Annotated in this window: 13 protein-coding genes and 2 pseudogenes; 10 read left to right on the top strand and 5 right to left on the bottom strand. The window is 37.8% G+C overall.

The annotated features are described in order from the left end of the window. Window positions 1-3 precede the first annotated feature (3 nt). From A3835_05780 to A3835_05765, 4 genes and pseudogenes are all read right to left on the bottom strand, one after another. The gene (locus A3835_05780) at window positions 4-1,077 is read right to left on the bottom strand and encodes a dihydroorotate dehydrogenase (protein ORI07997.1); all 1,074 of its coding nucleotides are present in this window, start codon (window positions 1,075-1,077) and stop codon (window positions 4-6) included. A 53-nt stretch (window positions 1,078-1,130) separates the two neighbouring features. After that, window positions 1,131-2,854, bottom strand: a pseudogene (locus A3835_05775) (ABC transporter permease). Beyond that, window positions 2,847-4,241, bottom strand: a complete 1,395-nt coding sequence (locus tag A3835_05770) for a cysteine--tRNA ligase (GenBank protein ORI07974.1) — start codon at window positions 4,239-4,241, stop codon at window positions 2,847-2,849. The pseudogene A3835_05775 and the gene A3835_05770 overlap by 8 nt, the downstream one beginning before the upstream one ends. Then, window positions 4,228-5,628, bottom strand: a complete 1,401-nt coding sequence (locus A3835_05765; protein ORI07973.1) for a lipid II flippase MurJ — start codon at window positions 5,626-5,628, stop codon at window positions 4,228-4,230. The genes A3835_05770 and A3835_05765 overlap by 14 nt, the downstream gene beginning before the upstream one ends. A gap of 123 nt (window positions 5,629-5,751) precedes the next feature. On the opposite strand from A3835_05765, the gene A3835_05760 reads away from it, so the two are divergent. From A3835_05760 to A3835_05730, 7 genes and pseudogenes are all read left to right on the top strand, one after another. Further along, complete coding sequence (locus A3835_05760) at window positions 5,752-7,665, top strand: hypothetical protein (GenBank protein ID ORI07972.1); 1,914 nt, start codon at window positions 5,752-5,754, stop codon at window positions 7,663-7,665. A 17-nt stretch (window positions 7,666-7,682) separates the two neighbouring features. Further along, entirely contained in the window at window positions 7,683-8,237 is a 555-nt protein-coding gene (gene ruvA, locus A3835_05755) for a Holliday junction ATP-dependent DNA helicase RuvA (GenBank protein ORI07971.1), read from the top strand. A gap of 11 nt (window positions 8,238-8,248) precedes the next feature. Further along, the gene (locus tag A3835_05750; protein ORI07970.1) at window positions 8,249-9,289 is read left to right on the top strand and encodes a D-alanine--D-alanine ligase A; all 1,041 of its coding nucleotides are present in this window, start codon (window positions 8,249-8,251) and stop codon (window positions 9,287-9,289) included. Between the two features lie 64 nt (window positions 9,290-9,353). Then, window positions 9,354-9,584, top strand: coding sequence for a prevent-host-death protein (locus A3835_05745; GenBank protein ORI07969.1), 231 nt, complete (start codon window positions 9,354-9,356; stop codon window positions 9,582-9,584). Further along, complete coding sequence (locus tag A3835_05740) at window positions 9,574-10,359, top strand: 2-hydroxy-6-oxohepta-2,4-dienoate hydrolase (GenBank protein ORI07968.1); 786 nt, start codon at window positions 9,574-9,576, stop codon at window positions 10,357-10,359. The genes A3835_05745 and A3835_05740 overlap by 11 nt, the downstream gene beginning before the upstream one ends. Continuing rightward, a pseudogene (locus tag A3835_05735) lies at window positions 10,356-11,779 on the top strand (UDP-N-acetylmuramoylalanyl-D-glutamyl-2, 6-diaminopimelate--D-alanyl-D-alanine ligase). The gene A3835_05740 and the pseudogene A3835_05735 overlap by 4 nt, the downstream one beginning before the upstream one ends. Beyond that, window positions 11,776-12,216 carry a hypothetical protein gene (locus A3835_05730; protein ORI07967.1) on the top strand — a complete coding sequence of 147 codons (441 nt, stop codon included), beginning with the start codon at window positions 11,776-11,778 and terminating at the stop codon, window positions 12,214-12,216. The pseudogene A3835_05735 and the gene A3835_05730 overlap by 4 nt, the downstream one beginning before the upstream one ends. A gap of 9 nt (window positions 12,217-12,225) precedes the next feature. Here A3835_05730 and A3835_05725 read toward each other — a convergent pair whose 3' ends face one another. Next, complete coding sequence (locus A3835_05725; GenBank protein ID ORI07966.1) at window positions 12,226-13,239, bottom strand: hypothetical protein; 1,014 nt, start codon at window positions 13,237-13,239, stop codon at window positions 12,226-12,228. A 61-nt stretch (window positions 13,240-13,300) separates the two neighbouring features. Between A3835_05725 and A3835_05720 the strand changes: the two genes are divergently transcribed. From A3835_05720 to A3835_05710, 3 genes are all read left to right on the top strand, one after another. Beyond that, the gene (locus A3835_05720) at window positions 13,301-14,122 is read left to right on the top strand and encodes a thiamine-phosphate kinase (protein ID ORI07965.1); all 822 of its coding nucleotides are present in this window, start codon (window positions 13,301-13,303) and stop codon (window positions 14,120-14,122) included. Beyond that, entirely contained in the window at window positions 14,100-15,224 is a 1,125-nt protein-coding gene (locus tag A3835_05715) for a tRNA pseudouridine(13) synthase TruD (GenBank protein ORI07964.1), read from the top strand. The genes A3835_05720 and A3835_05715 overlap by 23 nt, the downstream gene beginning before the upstream one ends. 440 nt (window positions 15,225-15,664) lie before the next feature. Next, window positions 15,665-16,282 carry a hypothetical protein gene (locus A3835_05710; protein ORI07963.1) on the top strand — a complete coding sequence of 206 codons (618 nt, stop codon included), beginning with the start codon at window positions 15,665-15,667 and terminating at the stop codon, window positions 16,280-16,282. Window positions 16,283-16,329 lie beyond the last annotated feature (47 nt).

The raw sequence follows: 16,329 nt of genomic DNA, 5'->3' as shown, positions 1-16,329 counted from the left end.
CTTTTATTTTTTAACATCTATACCGACTGCCTCGCTGATAGAAGCAAAGCCATCTCTCTTTAAAAGCTCTAAAATTTCTAAATTTATATCTCTTGTGATCATCGGACCTTTGAAGATAAAACTTGTAAAAATTTGTATTAAATTTGCTCCCATTTTTATACGCTCATAGGCGTCCGCTCCGCTATCTATGCCACCGCATGCTATAAGCGTCGTCTTGCCATAAAGCTCGTCTGCAACGGCTTTAAAAATCTCTTTTGACTTTTGAGCGATCACTTTACCGCTTAATCCACCAAAGTCTTTTAAATTTGATGAGCGAGAGAGTGAGTAATCAACGCTTGTATTTGAGACAAGTATGCCGCTAGCGCCATTTTCTACCGCGCAGGTGCAAAGCCTGATTGCATCTTCGTGGCTCATATCTGGAGCGATTTTAAAGATGATTGGTCTTTTGGTAAGTGGTAAAATGACACTAAAAAGCTCTTTTATGAAGCTCTCATCTTGAAGTGCTCTTAAATTTGGCGTGTTTGGCGATGAGACGTTTATAACAAAAGCGTCGCAAATTTCGCTAAATTCTCTTACTAAAATTTCATAGTCTTTTATTGCGTCTTCGTTTGGTGTAATCTTGTTTTTGCCGATATTTGCCCAGATCGGCAAAGTATAAGGATAAAGTTTTTTGACTCTATTTTTAATAGCCTCGCAACCATCGTTGTTAAAGCCCATCGCGTTTTGGATGCTCTCTTCGTCTATGAGTCTAAAAAGTCTTGGTTTGTCGTTGCCAGGTTGAGGCTTTGGAGTAAATGTGCCAAATTCTAAATGCCCAAAACCAAGGGCTGTTAGTGTCTCAAACATCGTGGCGTTTTTATCAAAGCCACCAGCTATGCCAACTGGGTTGTGATAAGTGCTTGAAAATAAATTTTGTTTTAGCGCATTGTCATCGACCACGCATTTGTGCGCTAAAAAGCTTAGCGAGCCAGGGAAGATTTTATTTACCCCAACCATCGCGACTTCAGCGATCTTGTGGATAGTTTCAGGATCAAATTTAAAAAATATAGATTTTAAAGTATCGTAGTTTAAGCTCATTTTAACCTCTTTAAAATGCCTAAAAATTTGTGCAAATCTTAGCAAAAATCGCCTTAAACTAAGGCTTTGCCTTTAAGTTTTGCATAAATTTCATTTCTCTTGCTAAGTTCTTCATCGCTTCCAGTGTCAACTATCCTTCCATTGCTTAAAACCGCGATCTTATCAGCACTTTCAACCGTACTTAGACGGTGAGCGATGACAAAGATAATCTTTTTGGTTCTGAGGTTGTTTATAGCTTTTGTGATCTCTTTTTCACTCTCATTATCAAGTGCTGAGGTAGCCTCGTCAAAGATAAGAATTTGTGGGTTTTGATAAAGCGCTCTAGCGATAGCGATGCGCTGTCTTTGACCGCCTGATAGGTTGGTGCCAAATTCATTTAAAATGGTATGGATGCCATCATCAAGCTTACTCACAAACTCGTAAGCATTTGCCATTTTTAGAGCATTCACTACGGCTTCTTCGTTAAATTCCCTACCGTAAGCTACGTTTTTAGCAATCGTATCATTAAAGATATAGACACGCTGTGTTACAAGGCCTATGTTTTGGCGAAGTGAGTGGATCTTGATATCTTTTAAATTTGTATCATTTATTAAAATTTCGCCGCTATTTACGTCGTAAAATCTCATTAGCAAATTCATGAGTGAGGTTTTTCCGCCGCCACTTGAGCCAACAAGGGCTATAAATTCTGACTCGCGAGCCTCTAAATTTATCCCTCTTAAAACTTCTTTTTCACCGTAGTTTAGACATACGTTGTTAAATTTGATAAGTTTTATCTCTTCACTTAGCTCTTTTTTACCATCTTTTATCTGGCTTACTTTATCCATCAAGAAAAAGGTTCTTTCACTTGCGCGATCGCATCTTGCATTTTATTGTATATATTTACGATACGTTTTAGAGGGGTGTAGAGCATGAAAAGCGCAGTTAAAAATGAAAAGAAAGCACCCATGTTTATATTTCCATCAATGACGTCTTTGCCGCCTATTATGATGACTGCAGCTACGCCAATTGAGCCAATTGTTTCCATTAGCGGGCTTACTAGTTGCTCGATTTTTACGGTTTTAAGGTTTAACTTGAAAAATTTGTTATTTTCTTCAACGAAACGTGAATGCTCGTATTTTTGGGCATTATTTGCCTTGATGATCTCGATATTTGTAAAAATTTCGCTCAAGGCTGAGGTGATATCAGATGTCTTTTCTTGTGATTTTTTTGAGATTTTTTTCATCTTTTTAGCAAGGCGCGAGATCGGATAAATCGCTAATGGCATAACAACAAGTGCAAAAAATGCTAATTTAGGGCTTTGATATATAACTACACAAAGCAGACCTATGATAGTTACAAGCTCTCTAATAAGCTCAGGTATGATGCTTGAAACTATAGATCTTATGCGCTCTATGTCGTTCGTGGTTCTGCTTATTAGCTCGCCTGTTCTAAAATCATTAAAAAATTTCATGTCCAAATTTAGTAAATTTTCGACCATCTTTTCACGAAATCTTCTAATCGTATCTTGACCAATATACGCGGTAAAATAGGCCTGTATAAAAGTTCCAACATTTTTTAACAGATAAATAGCAATGATCGCACATGGTAACAAATAAAGCAATGTTTCGTTTTTTTCAACGAAAATTTTATTAAGTACTGGCTCCACCAGGTACGCGCTGACCGCTGTTCCACCACTTGCAAGCCCCATGCCGATGAAGGCTAGGATAAAGTGTGGAATGTAGTCTTTAAAATATGGACCAAAGCGCTTTAGCACATCTTTTAAGCCAAAATTATTCATTATTTCTCTCCCAAACTGCGCCATTTGGTGTATCCATGATAGAGATATTCATCTTTTCTAGCTCGTCTCTTATCTCGTCAGCCCTTGCAAAATTTCTCTCTTTTTTGGCTGCCGCGCGCTCATCAAGAAGCCTTTTTATCTGCTCTTTTTGCTCATCACTTACGCCAAACTGAAAATACTCAACATAATTTGTGCTAGCAATGCCTAAAATTTCACTTATAAGCTCTAAATTTGCCACTACTTCAGCCTTGAAAGCTTTATCCTTTGGGCTATTATCAAGCCTTTCGTTTGCTGTTTTTACAAACTCATCAACACTTGCAAGTGCTTTTGAAGCGTTTAGATCATCACTTAGTGCTTCAAGTAGCTCATTTTTAAAGCTCTCATTTATTACACCTGCTTGCACGCCATCAACCCTTTTTTTAAGGCGGTAAATTTTATCAAGTCTCTTTTTTGAAGCCACCAAGTCTTCATCTGAATAATTAAAATGAGCCCTGTAATGGCTTGTAAGCAGATAAAATCTAAGCACTTCACCATGAACATTTTTTAGGGCATCCTTTACGAAAAAGCTGTTATTTAGGCTTTTGCTCATCTTTTCGTTATTTACTTTTATAAAGCCATTGTGCATCCAGTATTTGCTTAAATTTTTATGATAGGCACATCTGCACTGGCTTGCTTCGTTTTCGTGGTGCGGAAAGAGTAGGTCGATGCCACCAGCGTGGATGTCGATCTCAAATTTATCATTTTCTTTATCGCTTAAAAACTCCCTTATCATCGCTACACACTCGGTGTGCCAGCCAGGGCGACCCTTGCCAAATGGGCTCTCGTACCATTTTTCGTCAAATTTCCAAAGCACAAAGTCTTTCTCGTCTCTTTTCTCGCCAAAACTTGCCACACGCGCGATTAGATCGGTGTTGTTATCCTTACCGCTAATGCTAAAATAGCCACTATCCTTGCTTGTGTCAAAGTAAATTCCATCGCTCGTCTTATACGCCACACCTCTATCCATAAGCACCTTGATGTAGCTGATGATCGCCTCCAAGCACTGCGTAGCCTTTGGTTTAAAGTCTGGATCAAGCACGTTTAAAGCACCCATGTCGCTCTCATAGTGCGCTATATATTTGTTTGTGATCTCCTCTAGGCTTTGGCCAGTTTGCGCCATTTTATTTAAAATTTTATCGTCGATGTCGGTGTAGTTTCTTACAAATTTGACCTTGTAGCCAAGCGCTTTTAAGACCCTTCTTAAAAGATCAAAGCTAACGGCTGACTTTGCATGTCCCAAATGCGCGTCATCATAGACCGTTGGACCGCACAGATAGATGCTAACTTCACCATCTTTAATAGGGCTAAACTCAACCTTTTCTCTTTTAGAAGTATCAAAAATTCGCATTAAATATATCCTTTAAAAATGTTAAACCAAAATAGAGCAAAACCGCCAAAAGTGCAATAGCGGCTATAAATTTAGGCTCGATTATAGCTAAAAATCGCTTAGCTCCAAAGGCTCTTATATATAAAATAAGCTGCAAAAATCCCCCAAGCGAGCTTGCAAATGCAAGGCCAGCTGCTCCAAATTTTTGCATCAAAATGACAGCTAGGATCAAATTTATCACAAGGCAGATGATAGAAATTTTGGCAGCCTCTTTTTGCTTCATATTTGCGTAAAGCCAAAGTGAGAAAATTTTAGCCAGTCCAAATGGCGTAAGCCCCACCAAATAGGCACTTAGCACCTTAGCGCATTCAATGGTGTTTGCTCTTACGAAATTTCCTCTCTCAAACAAGAGCCAGATGATAAACTCACTTAGCACGACGCCTGTGATCGTGGCTGCTAGCAGGGCGCAAAGAAGCAGGTAAAAGCTCTTTTTCGTCCAAACTAGGGCGTTAGCCTCGTCTTTTTGCTTTAAAAGTCTGGTTATCTTTGGAAAGAGTGCCTGAGAGAGCGCGATCGCAAAGATGGCGAGTGGGAGCTGAAAAATTCTATTTGCATAAAAGAGGTAACTTATCGAGCCACTTACCAAGAAGCTAGCCAGCCAAGTATCCATAAATGCGCTTATTTGCATAGCACTTGAGCCAAGTAAGCCATGGTAGAAATTTATAAAAAAGCCTTTGCTCTGCGCTCTTTTGCCTTTAAAATATCCGCTTAGACCACCCCAAAAAATTTTACTTAAGGCGTTAAATTTCATGGCGATTAGATGTATTAAAACCTGTAAAATGCCGCCTGAAACAACGCCAAAGCTAAGATAAAGCGCAACTACGCTCTCGCTCTTGCCACGAGCTAAAAGTAGCGATGCGATCATGGCTAAATTTAGCAGTGCAGTAGAAAACGCAGTCGTGGCAAAATGCCCTTTATACTGAAGAAGCGCACCCATGAAAGTGACGATATAAACAAGGGCTAGATAGTAGAAATTTATACGCACAAGCGGCACTGCGTCTGTGATATTTTGCTCGCTTAAGCCGCTTGCGATGATCTTTATAAAGTAGGGCGTAAATAAATTTACAAGAAGCGTCAAAACGCCTATAAAAAGCAGAAATTTGATGAAAATTTCAGCCTGAAAGATCGCTTTTTTCTTGCTATTTGTAAAATTTGGCAAAAATGCCTGCGTAAAGGCACCCTCGCCAAAGATGCGGCGAAATAAATTTGGTATCTTAAATGCTATAAAAAAGAGGTCGCTAAATATGCCAGCACCAAGGATAGAAGCCGTTAAAAGATCTCGTATAAGCCCTAAAATCCTTGAAGTCATGATGCCAACTGAGTTTGAGAAAAAACCTTTTATAAACATCGCTCGCCTAAATTAAATTTGAAAACGCAATAGTAACAAAAGATGCTTTAAAGCTTACATAACCCAAATTTAATAAAATTTTAGCGATAATAAGAGCTAAATTTTATGTGAAATGGATCAATTTTGAGCGAGAACGTGCAAGAAAACGAGAGATTTTTACCGCCAACGCAAATTCAAACTTCAACACCTTATATATCGCTTAAAGAATTAAGCAAGCAACACAGCGTACCGGTAGAATTTATAGATTTTAAAATTTTAGACATTTTGACTTATTATAAAAATAAAGATAATGAAGAGCCAGTTTTTGTCCCTGAAGAAAATTTAGACTTTTTTGATGATAATACTTTTTACCTTGACGAGACACTAGAGATCGAGCAGGTCTATGACGTGGAATTTTTTGATGTTAGGCTAAATGCTGTACCAAAGCTTCCAAAGATAGAAATCGGTGTAAATTCAACGGTTACAAAAGTAGTCGCAAAGGTAAAAGCCACAAAAGATTGTGAATACGAACAGCATTACGAAGATAAGCTTTTTGAATATATCGCCAAACAGCTTATGAAAGCTCAAATTTTAATAGGTATAAGGATTGGCAAACTAAAAGATGAGTTAAAACAAATCGCCTCAGTTGTGCATGTAAAGGGTGAACTTGATAAAGACTACATACTAAACATAACACAAGGTATAAATCCAAAAAAAGCTACCGATGCAAAGATACTTTACTACTACAAAGATAAACTTGATGCGATAAAAGAGGAAGATAAGGTTGATTACGCTGATAGAGGTTTTGTTTTTGGCGTGGCACAAGATGAAGTGATAATGGAAGAAAAAAAGTCTCACGAAGGGCAAAATGGCCGTGATGCGAGAGGTAAATTATTAGCAGTAGAAAAGCCAAAAGAAGATACTGGCAAAGAGATAAGTATAAGCGAAAATATAGAGAGAGTAGAAAATGACGATAGCATAATATATATCGCTAAAAAATCAGGATATGTAGTTGAGAAAAATGGCTCATTTGATATTGAAGAGCGTATAGAGATAAATGAAGCAAATTTTAAAATAACTGGCTCTATTCAAGCAGGTACTGACACAAATGTGACTTTGGTGGTTAGGGAAACTGATACTATAAAAGACGCCATCGGCACTGGTATCATCGTGGAGGCTGACGAGATCGAGGTTAAAGGAAACGTCGGTGCAAATGCGATGGTTAAAGCAAATGAAGTAATAATCGGCGGTCAAACACACCAAAAGGCTAAAATTTATGCAAAGAATGCAAAAATTTCTATCCATATCGGTAAGGTTGAAGCTGAAAATGTTGAGATAGATAGGCTAGAAGGCGGAAATGTCGTAGCAAAAAGAGTTAAGATAAATAGCGTCGTTGGTGGCTCTATAACTGCTCAAAATATCCAAATAAACACGCTTGGCTCAAACTGCACTATCACAGCTTCACATTTAATAGACGTAAGATATCTAAGAGGCACTGATAATAAATTTATAATCGATACTAGCAAAATGCCTGAAAGTGCTGAGGCTACGCAAGAGCAATTAAATAAGATCGAAAATACAAAAGCAGAGCTTGCCTCACTTCTAAAAAATATTGAAACAAAGAAAAATGTCATAAATGAAAATAAAGACTCGATTTATACCATAAAAGCAAAGGTAGAAGAGCTCTCAAAAGCTAAAGTGATACCACCAGTTACCTTTATGAAAAAGCTAAAAGAGTATCAAGGTCTAGTCAATGAATACAACACTTTGCTAAAAATTTTTAAGGATAAAAAAGAGTTGCTAGCTACTTTAAAAGATGAGCTTGAGATCATGCAAAATGGAATATTTTCTGCAAAAGTGATAAACAGAGGCAACTGGGTTGAACTAAATGAGATTAGATTTGTTATCGTTGATCCTCCACAAAATGTCACTTATATCTCAAAGCAAAATGAAACCGCACATGCTATTACTTTGGAGAAGATCGGCGATGGCGATGAGGCTGAGTATAAGATCAAAAAGTCAAATAAATTAGAAGACTACACAGATACAAATTTCTAAGAATAAAAGGTTAAATGATGATAAAAGCAATCGAAGGTATCGTCAGCAAAAAAGACCCTGCATTTGTGATACTTAAGACAAATAGCGGCGTAAGTTATGGAATTTTCATATCGCTTTTTTGCTCGGCCAAACTTAGTAAAGGTGAAAAAGTTGAACTTGCTATAACGCAGATCATAAGAGAGGACGCAAATCTACTCTACGGCTTTTTAGACTCAAACGAGCAAAAAATGTTTGAAATGCTAATAAAGCTGAATGGAATAGGAGCAAGTACGGCAATGGCAGTTTGCTCAAGCCTTAGCTCACAGGCATTTACAAACGCCATAATAAGTGGCGATGCAGATACCTTTAAAAGTGTGCCAGGTATCGGACCAAAGACTGCTAGACGCATCATAGCTGAGCTAAGTGATGCAAAACTTATAAGTGATGAGAGCGTGCCAAGCTACCAAAACGAAGCGCTTTTGGCACTTGAGGCGCTTGGCTTTAAACGTGAGAAGATAGTAAAAATTTTGCCTGAGTGCAAGAGTGAAAATACGAGTGATCTTATAAAAGAAGCATTAAAGAAATTAGGATAAGGATTAAAAAGATGAATTTAGGTGTAATATTTGGAGCAAAGAGCTATGAACATGAGATAAGCATAGTTAGTGCGATAGTTTTAAAAAATGTCCTAAAACAAGAGCTAAAATTTATATTTTGTGATGCAAATAGAGATTTTTATCTTATTGAGCAAAAAGATATGAGAGCAAATTTCTTTAGCTCAGGCAAATACAAAAATTCAAAAAAGCTCATTTTGTCTAAAGGTGGATTTTTCATACACTCTCTCTTTGGCGATAAAAAAGTAGAGTGCGACGTCATTATAAATTTGATCCATGGCATGGACGGCGAAGATGGCAAGATAGCAGCGCTTTTTGACTTTTACGGCATAAAATATATAGGTCCAAGGCTTGAAGTAAGTGCGCTTAGCTACAATAAAGAGCTTACTAAATTTCTAGCGCAAAAAGCTGATGTAAAGGCGCTTGACTATGAGATGCTAACTCGTCAAAGTGAGCCAAAATTTCACTATCCTATTATCTTAAAGCCAGCAAGACTTGGAAGTAGCATCGGCGTAAATATAGTGCATGACGCCAGCGAGCTAGCTTATGCAAAAGACGTGGCATTTGAGTTTGATAAGGATGTGCTTGTCGAGCCTTTTATAAAGGGAGTAAAAGAGTACAACCTTGCAGGCTGTAAGATAGATGGAAAGATAAAATTTTCTATCATCGAAGAGCCAAAAAAGAAAGAATTTCTTGACTACGAGCAAAAGTATCTTAGCTTTTCAAATGAGAACAAGGTAAAAGAGGCTGAAATTTCTGAAGAGCTAAAGCAAAAGCTTAAATTTAACTTTTCAAAAATTTATGATTGTGGATTTGACGGAGCGATCATTAGATGCGACTTTTTCGTGATAGATGATGAGGTCTATCTAAATGAGATAAATCCAAATCCAGGAAGCCTTGCAAACTATCTATTTGAGGATTTTGAGAGCACTTTAAATGCTCTTGCAAACTCACTTCCAAGAGAGCGTAATATAAAGATCGATTATAGCTTTATAAACTCGATCACTTCAGTAAAAGGTCGCGGAAAAATTTAGGCCATTTAGTAGATTATAAAGTACTTTGTGATATTTTACGTAAAATTTTACACAAAGAGTGACAATGGTAACTTTTACAAAAGATGAAATTTATACAGCAACTGAAGTGGTTAGAAATTTTAGTTCAGTGCTCTCTCGTGTGGGAGCTAATGAATTAAAAAGAGCGGTTATTGTAAAAAATAATAAATTTGAAGCAGTGCTTTTAAATATGGAAGAGTATGAGCGCCTTTGCGAAGCAGTGAGCGTGCTTGAGAGCATTTATACTGCAAAAAAAAGAGAGAACGATGGCGAGTAGGGCGGTAAAGTACGGCTCAGACGAGTATGAGATCAGCTACGAAGTAGTAAATCCAAAATGCAAAAAAATAGTGCTTTTCTTGCACGGCTGGGGCGCAAACAAAGAGATAATGAAAAAGGCTTTTGGGCACTATCTAAACGAGTTTTGCCATGTCTATATCGACATGCCAGGCTTTGGTAAAAGCTCAATTACTGATCCTTTAAAAACAAGCGATTATGCAAAAATTGTTGAAAATTTCTGTGGTGAGCTTAGCATAAAGCCAGATATCATCGTAGGTCATAGCTTTGGTGGCAAGGTCGCAACGCTTCTAAAGCCGCCATATCTTGTGCTTTTAAGCTCAGCTGGCATAGTTGTTAAAAAGCCATTTATCGTGCGCGCAAAGATCGCTATTTTTAAAATTTTTAAGTTTTTTGGATTTGGAAAATTTTATAAACTCTTTGCCACAAAAGATGTGAGCGGTATGAGCAGAGTGATGTATGAGACCCTAAAAAACGTAGTTGATGAGGATTTTACGAAGCATTTTGCCAGCTTTAGTGGCAAGGCTTTTATATTTTGGGGAGAAAATGACAAAGCAACGCCTATAACAAGCGGAGAGAGCATACATAAGCTCATTAAAAATAGTTCATTTTTTCCGCTTAGCGGTGATCATTTTTTCTTTTTACTTCACGCTAAATTTATAAGTGAAGAGATAGAAAAAGGGCTAAAATTTGAGCTAGATGAAGCTAAAAATGTCGTGCTAGATGATGATGAGAGCGGGATCGAGGAGATAAGATGAGTATATTTTTAAGCATAAGCACAGTTTTATTTATCTTTGCACTCGCTTTTTATGTGATTACTTGCTTTCAGTGGTTTTCATATAGGCCTGAGCGCGTGCTCTTTCACTTCACAAAGCCCGCTTGGCACGTCTTTTTCTTTATTGTGCCGTTGGTGCTTTTTTACACGACTGGCAAGTGGTTTTTTATCTATTTTTACTTTGCGCTTTTACCAGCTCTTTATCTTTGGCATAAAAAACTTGATAAAAAGCTAGTCTTTACCGCCAGGATCAAGCACTTTTTTGTGATCCTTGCTTGCGCTATCATCTTAAACTACGCTTTAAATTTCATCATCCACAAGGCATTTTTGGCTCCTATGCCACTTTTTGTCTTGGTTGTGAGCCTATTTTTAGTGAAATTTTAGAAAAGATAAAATTTCAAGGATTTAAAAACAAGGCACTTAAAAAACTGGGTGCAAATAAAGAGCTAAAGATCATTTTAATCACCGCAAGCTACGGTAAAACGAGCATCAAAAATTTCTTATTTGAAATTTTAAAAGACAGCTTTGTCTGCTACAAAACACCTCGCAGCGTAAATACAATGGCTGGTATCATTAAAGATATCAATGAAAATTTAAGCGAGCAAACGCAAATTTACATCGTAGAGGCAGGCGCTAGGCTAAAGGGCGACATCCTAGAGATCACTAAATTTCTAAATCCGCAAATCGTCATCGTTGGCGAGATCGGCGCGCAACACATTGAGTACTTTAAAACGCTTGATAATATCCGCGCGACAAAGCTAGAGGCACTTCAAAGCGCTCGCTTGCAAAGGGCTTTTTTACATAGCTCGACAAAGAAAGAGCCAAGCCAAAATTTAGAAATTTACAATGAGAGCCTAAAAGATATAAACGCAAATTTAGATGGAATTTCATTTACACTTGATGGCAAGAGCTACGCCTCGCCTCTTCTTGGCAAATTTAACGCTACAAATTTAGCCGTTTGCATCAAGGTGGCAAGATACCTAAAAATGAGCGATGAAGCGGTAGATAGAGCGCTATCTAAGATGAAAAACGTAGAGCACCGCCTAAGCAAGATCGAGGCTGGCGGTAAGTTGATAATTGACGATAGTTTTAATGGAAATTTCTCAGGCATGAGCGCAAGCTACGAGCTTGTAAGCACTTACGCTGGTAGAAAAGTGCTGCTAACACCAGGCATCGTCGAGAGCGATGCGGAACAAAATGCAAATTTAGCCAAGGTGATAAATGAAATTTTTGATCTTGTCATCATCACAAGCTCGCTAAATGCTGAAGTTTTACTAAAGCACATCGTAAAGCCAAAGATCATCATCTTAAAGGATAAAAATAAAATGCAAGAAATTCTAGCTCAAGATACGCGTGCTGGCGATCTTATACTATTTTCAAACGATGCACCGAGCTTTATATGAAAAAAATAGTTTTTTTAATCCTAGCTTTAAATTTAGCATTTAGCTTTGATATTGATGATTATGACAGAGGTATTGAGGCGCTAAATACCGGAGATTACGTAGCTGCGTATGAAATTTTCTATGATGGCTGTGAGCAAAAAGATGTGCTTTCGTGCGAGGCTTTGGGCGATATGTTTGTAAATGAAGAGATAAATGAGCAAATGGATAGTGATCTAAAAAAACACTCAAATATCGAGCTTAGCGTGAGTTATTATATGAAAAGTTGCGACCTTGGCTACCAAAATGCTTGTGATGATGTGATGAGCTTAAGGGACGATTTAAACATAAGCCTGCCGGCTGGTGTTTATGAAAACGCCAAAGCAAGGTACGATGAGATAAGGCAAGAAGACGAAAAAGAAGAAGCCTTAAGTGAGCAAAATGCAACTTTGCAAAAATAAATTTTTAGGTTAGACTAGATTTACTTTTAGCGTATGCTCTTTTAGGCTTGCTGGAATTTTGCCATTTTCAAGCTCGATCAGTTCGCTAGCTCTTAAAATATAAAAATCCTGCAAACTTCTGTTTGCAAATTTTTCAAGCTTTTTTGAAAGCGTGTCAAACATATAAAACTCAGCATCATTGCTAGCTAGTAAAAAATCAGCCCCGCTATCAAACGCATTAAAGATGGTCTTGCTTGCAAATGCAAATGCAAGCTTTTCGTTTACTTTTAAAAGCTCAAATCCACAAGGAAATTTATTGTTTAGATTTATAAAATTTGCTCTAAATTTATCTAAATTTTCAGGGATTTTATCGCTTATGGCTATTTTGAACTCTTTAAATTTATCCAAACTTTTTATATTTTTAAGCTCGTTTTTTGCGGTTTCGTCCTCTTTTATCCCTAAAATTTCTTTAAAAAACCTAATCGCTTCGGTATAAATTTCGCTTCCGCCAAAGATAAAATCATCAATCTTGCAAGCTATCAAAATACCATTTTCATTGTTGATAAGCCTCATGATCTCATCATTTTTTTCTTTTTTATAAAGATGATGAGCTAGTATGATGGCTGCTGCACCTATAAAATTTGGCTCGTATTCTCTCACAAAATCAGCATAAAAATATGGCTTTAAGCTTGCATAAAATTCTTTGTCTGCTTGATTGCAAAATTTATCAAATGGCTTAAATTTCTCCCAAAAGTCGTCATCATTTATCTCAAGATCTAAAACCGCTCGTTTTTCATCAAGTGGCGAAATCACAAGCTCGCCTGCAAATTTTTCATATAAATTTACTAATGGTTCAGTAGTGTTCACTGCGACATCATTTACTTTCACAAAGCCAGTTGTTGGCTGAAAATACGGATCAATCTTTTTAATATGCAAAAATAGCTCGTCGAGGTTTGCGTAATCTAAAATTTCTAAAAAATATGGTTTAAAATACGACAAAATATCCTTTTTTGCATTAAATCTAAAAATTTCTATTTTTTGCATTTGGCTCCTTTTTTGGCTTATTTTATCCTAAAATTAAAAGGAGTTTCATTATAATGGCCCGATGGATAAAGAAAATTTTACGATTGAATGCTTTGGTAACGCTTATATTGGCGATGATGCGGCTGTGCTTGGCAAGCAGGTCTTTAGCAAGGATATCTTTGCTGAAAATTCGCATTTTAAGCATGGCTGGCTAAGCCTTGAAGAGATCGGCTACAAGGCGATGATCGTAAATTTTTCAGATACGATCGTGATGAATGCTAGGCCAAAATTTGCGCTTCTTGGGCTTAGCCTGCCAAAGAATTTTTCGCCGCAGCAAATCAAAGAGCTAAGTGGCGGCATAAATAGAGCTTGCGAGGAGTTTGGCGTAAAGATAATCGGTGGCGACACGATAAGTAGCAAAATTTTAAATATAAGCGTTAGTGTAATTGGCGAGCTAAATGGCAAAGCCGTGCTTAGGAAAAATGCAAAATACGGCGATCTGGTAGCTTTTACTGGCGAGCTTGGAGGCAGTTTAAAAGGGCTTAGGACGCTTTTAAACGGCGGGCGTGTCGCGTCAAATTCGCGCTTTAAAAAGCCTGTTTTAAAGGATAAATTTTTCTACGCCGCAGCGGATAAGATAAATGCCGCCATGGACGTTTCAGACGGGCTTGGCGCGGATCTGGCCAAGCTTTGCGCGCAGAGTCGGTGCGGGGCAAAATTTAGCAAACGGCTAAGCAAGCGCAAGCTAAATAGCGGCGAGGAATACGAGATTTTATTTACGTTTAGTCCGAAAAACCGCGCCAAAATTTTAAGCCTAGCCCGCAAAGCCCGCACGAAAATCACGATTTTTGCCAAAATAACGAAAGGAAAATTTAAAAGCAATGCAAGAAACCACCATTTTTAAGCCCCTTTACGCGCTCACTCACGCGCCCATTAACGCGTATTTTAGTAAAAATTCGGATGATTTTGTCGTGCGCGAGATACCACTTTACGAGTTTAGTGGGGATGGCGAGCACTTAATCATTGAAATTTCTAAAAAAGATATGACGACACAAGAGGCCTTACATGTCTTAAGCGAGGTTACAGGAGCTAAGATGCGCGACTTTGGCTATGCTGGACTAAAGGACAAGCAGGGCATGACGACGCAGTTTATCTCTATGCCACGTAAATTTGAGAGCAATCTAGCAAACTTTAGCCACGAAAAGATGAAAATTTTAAGCCTAAATGTGCATAAAAATAAGCTTCGCATCGGACATCTAAAGGGAAATAGCTTTTTCATTCGCTTAAAAAAAGTACTGCCAAGTAATGCCAAAAAGCTGGAGCAAGCTTTTGTCAATATCGATAAAATCGGCTATGCAAACTACTTTGGCTACCAGCGTTTTGGTAAATTTGGCGACAATGCCGAAACTGGCCTGGAGCTACTTAAAAACGAGACAATAAACGGCAAAAAGAGCAAAAATGTAAAGCTAAACGACTTTTTGATCTCGGCATATCAAAGTGATCTTTTTAACCGCTGGCTTAGCAAACGTGTTGAGATTTCTAGATTTGCGCAGGATTTTAGCCTAGGCGAGCTAGCTCAAATTTACCCGTATCTTGATAACGCGATTTTGAAAAATTTAAAATCGCAAAAGAGATTTTTTAAACTGATAGAGGGCGAAGTTTTGGGTCACTACCCGTACGGCAAGTGCTTTTTGTGCGAGGATTTGGATGAGGAGGGCGCGCGCTTTGACGCTAGAGATATCACTAGCTGCGGGCTGATCACGGGTGCGAAGGCGTATGAGTCGCAGGGTGCGGCGAGAATGGTCGAGGATCAAATTTTCGCGCAGGCAAATGAATACAAAGCTAAAATGACGGGATCTAGGCGCTTTGCGTGGTGCTATTTGGAGGATGCAAGCTATAAATACAACGAGGAAAAAGCGCACTTTACAATAAATTTTACGCTACAAAAAGGCAGCTACGCGACTGTTGTGCTAGAAGAAATCTTGCACAAAAATATCTTTGAGTAGAGCAGCGGCTCGTTTTGCGAGTGCTTTTAAATGATTTTTGCGTCTATGCTGGTAAACTGCAAGCGGAGTATAAAATTCGCTCTGCGATAGGCTGTATGCCTTATTTTTGGACGAAATTTACTTCTTTTGTTTAGCTACGAGCATAGTGACACAGAAAACACTTAAAACCATCTCGTAAGACTTTGCCTTAACTTTCTTAAATTTTGTAAATCAAAATCCGCCTCGCCTAACGCTTTTTAAAAGATGTGAGCAAAACGGGGCAAAAATTTGCCTTGTCGTTTTAAGCTCAAATTTGAGGCTAAATTTATCGCAATTTTATGCACTAAGACCCATATCTTAAAATCGCTAAATTTTAACGCGCGAGCGACACGAAACACGAACGTTTCTCTGATCGTTTAGATATAATGGGTTTGCAAATTTATATTTTAAAAGGATTAAAAATGGCGAATGTTTTTCTTTGCTCTTATTTTGCTGAGGTTGCGAGCAAGATTAATGAAGTGGTAGATTTTCAAGGTAAGCACGTTGCTTTTATCGACACGGCAGCAAAATTTGAAGAAGTAAATTTTTATGTAGGTGAAGCGGTAGAAATTTTAGAAAATTTTGGTGCAAAACTGACTCGTATTGATCTTTCTTGCACTCAAGATTTGGCTGCACAAATTTCTGAATGCGACGAGTTTTTTGTTGCAGATGATATTTTGAACACGATTAATGAGTGCGATATCATTTATATAAGCGGCGGAAATACATTTTATCTTCTTAGTGAGTTACGAAAGTCGCATGCTGCACAAGCCATCAAAGATGCAGTTCAAGCAGGGAAAATTTATATTGGCGAGTCAGCAGGTGCGGTCGTAGCGGCACCAGATACGAGATATGCTACGCCTATGGATGAAAATAGCGTAAACGTGAGTGATTTTACAGGCTTAAATTTGGTGGATTTTTTCATAGTGCCACACTTTGGTTGCGAACCTTTTATAGAAGCTACACGCGAGACAATGAAAAAATTTGGCAATTCTTGTGATTTGCGTCCTATAAATAATGCAGAATTTATCGCACTTTAATATAAAAATACAGCTATTTGACTAGTAAAAATTTATATAAAACGTAA

Origin of the sequence: Campylobacter concisus, from assembly GCA_002092835.1 — a bacterium.
Classification (GTDB): domain Bacteria; phylum Campylobacterota; class Campylobacteria; order Campylobacterales; family Campylobacteraceae; genus Campylobacter_A; species Campylobacter_A concisus_K.
This window is presented reverse-complemented; position numbering and strand designations above follow the sequence as displayed.

What these genes read in the sequence shown, in the direction of transcription:
- A3835_05780 (ORI07997.1), bottom strand. Translation starts at nt 1,077, where the DNA reads ATGAGCTTAAACTACGATACTTTAAAATCTATATTTTTTAAATTTGAT.
- A3835_05770 (ORI07974.1), bottom strand. Translation starts at nt 4,241, where the DNA reads ATGCGAATTTTTGATACTTCTAAAAGAGAAAAGGTTGAGTTTAGCCCT.
- A3835_05765 (ORI07973.1), bottom strand. Translation starts at nt 5,628, where the DNA reads ATGTTTATAAAAGGTTTTTTCTCAAACTCAGTTGGCATCATGACTTCA.
- ruvA (ORI07971.1), top strand. Translation starts at nt 7,683, where the DNA reads ATGATAAAAGCAATCGAAGGTATCGTCAGCAAAAAAGACCCTGCATTT.
- A3835_05750 (ORI07970.1), top strand. Translation starts at nt 8,249, where the DNA reads ATGAATTTAGGTGTAATATTTGGAGCAAAGAGCTATGAACATGAGATA.
- A3835_05745 (ORI07969.1), top strand. Translation starts at nt 9,354, where the DNA reads ATGGTAACTTTTACAAAAGATGAAATTTATACAGCAACTGAAGTGGTT.
- A3835_05740 (ORI07968.1), top strand. Translation starts at nt 9,574, where the DNA reads ATGGCGAGTAGGGCGGTAAAGTACGGCTCAGACGAGTATGAGATCAGC.
- A3835_05730 (ORI07967.1), top strand. Translation starts at nt 11,776, where the DNA reads ATGAAAAAAATAGTTTTTTTAATCCTAGCTTTAAATTTAGCATTTAGC.
- A3835_05725 (ORI07966.1), bottom strand. Translation starts at nt 13,239, where the DNA reads ATGCAAAAAATAGAAATTTTTAGATTTAATGCAAAAAAGGATATTTTG.
- A3835_05720 (ORI07965.1), top strand. Translation starts at nt 13,301, where the DNA reads ATGGATAAAGAAAATTTTACGATTGAATGCTTTGGTAACGCTTATATT.
- A3835_05715 (ORI07964.1), top strand. Translation starts at nt 14,100, where the DNA reads ATGCAAGAAACCACCATTTTTAAGCCCCTTTACGCGCTCACTCACGCG.
- A3835_05710 (ORI07963.1), top strand. Translation starts at nt 15,665, where the DNA reads ATGGCGAATGTTTTTCTTTGCTCTTATTTTGCTGAGGTTGCGAGCAAG.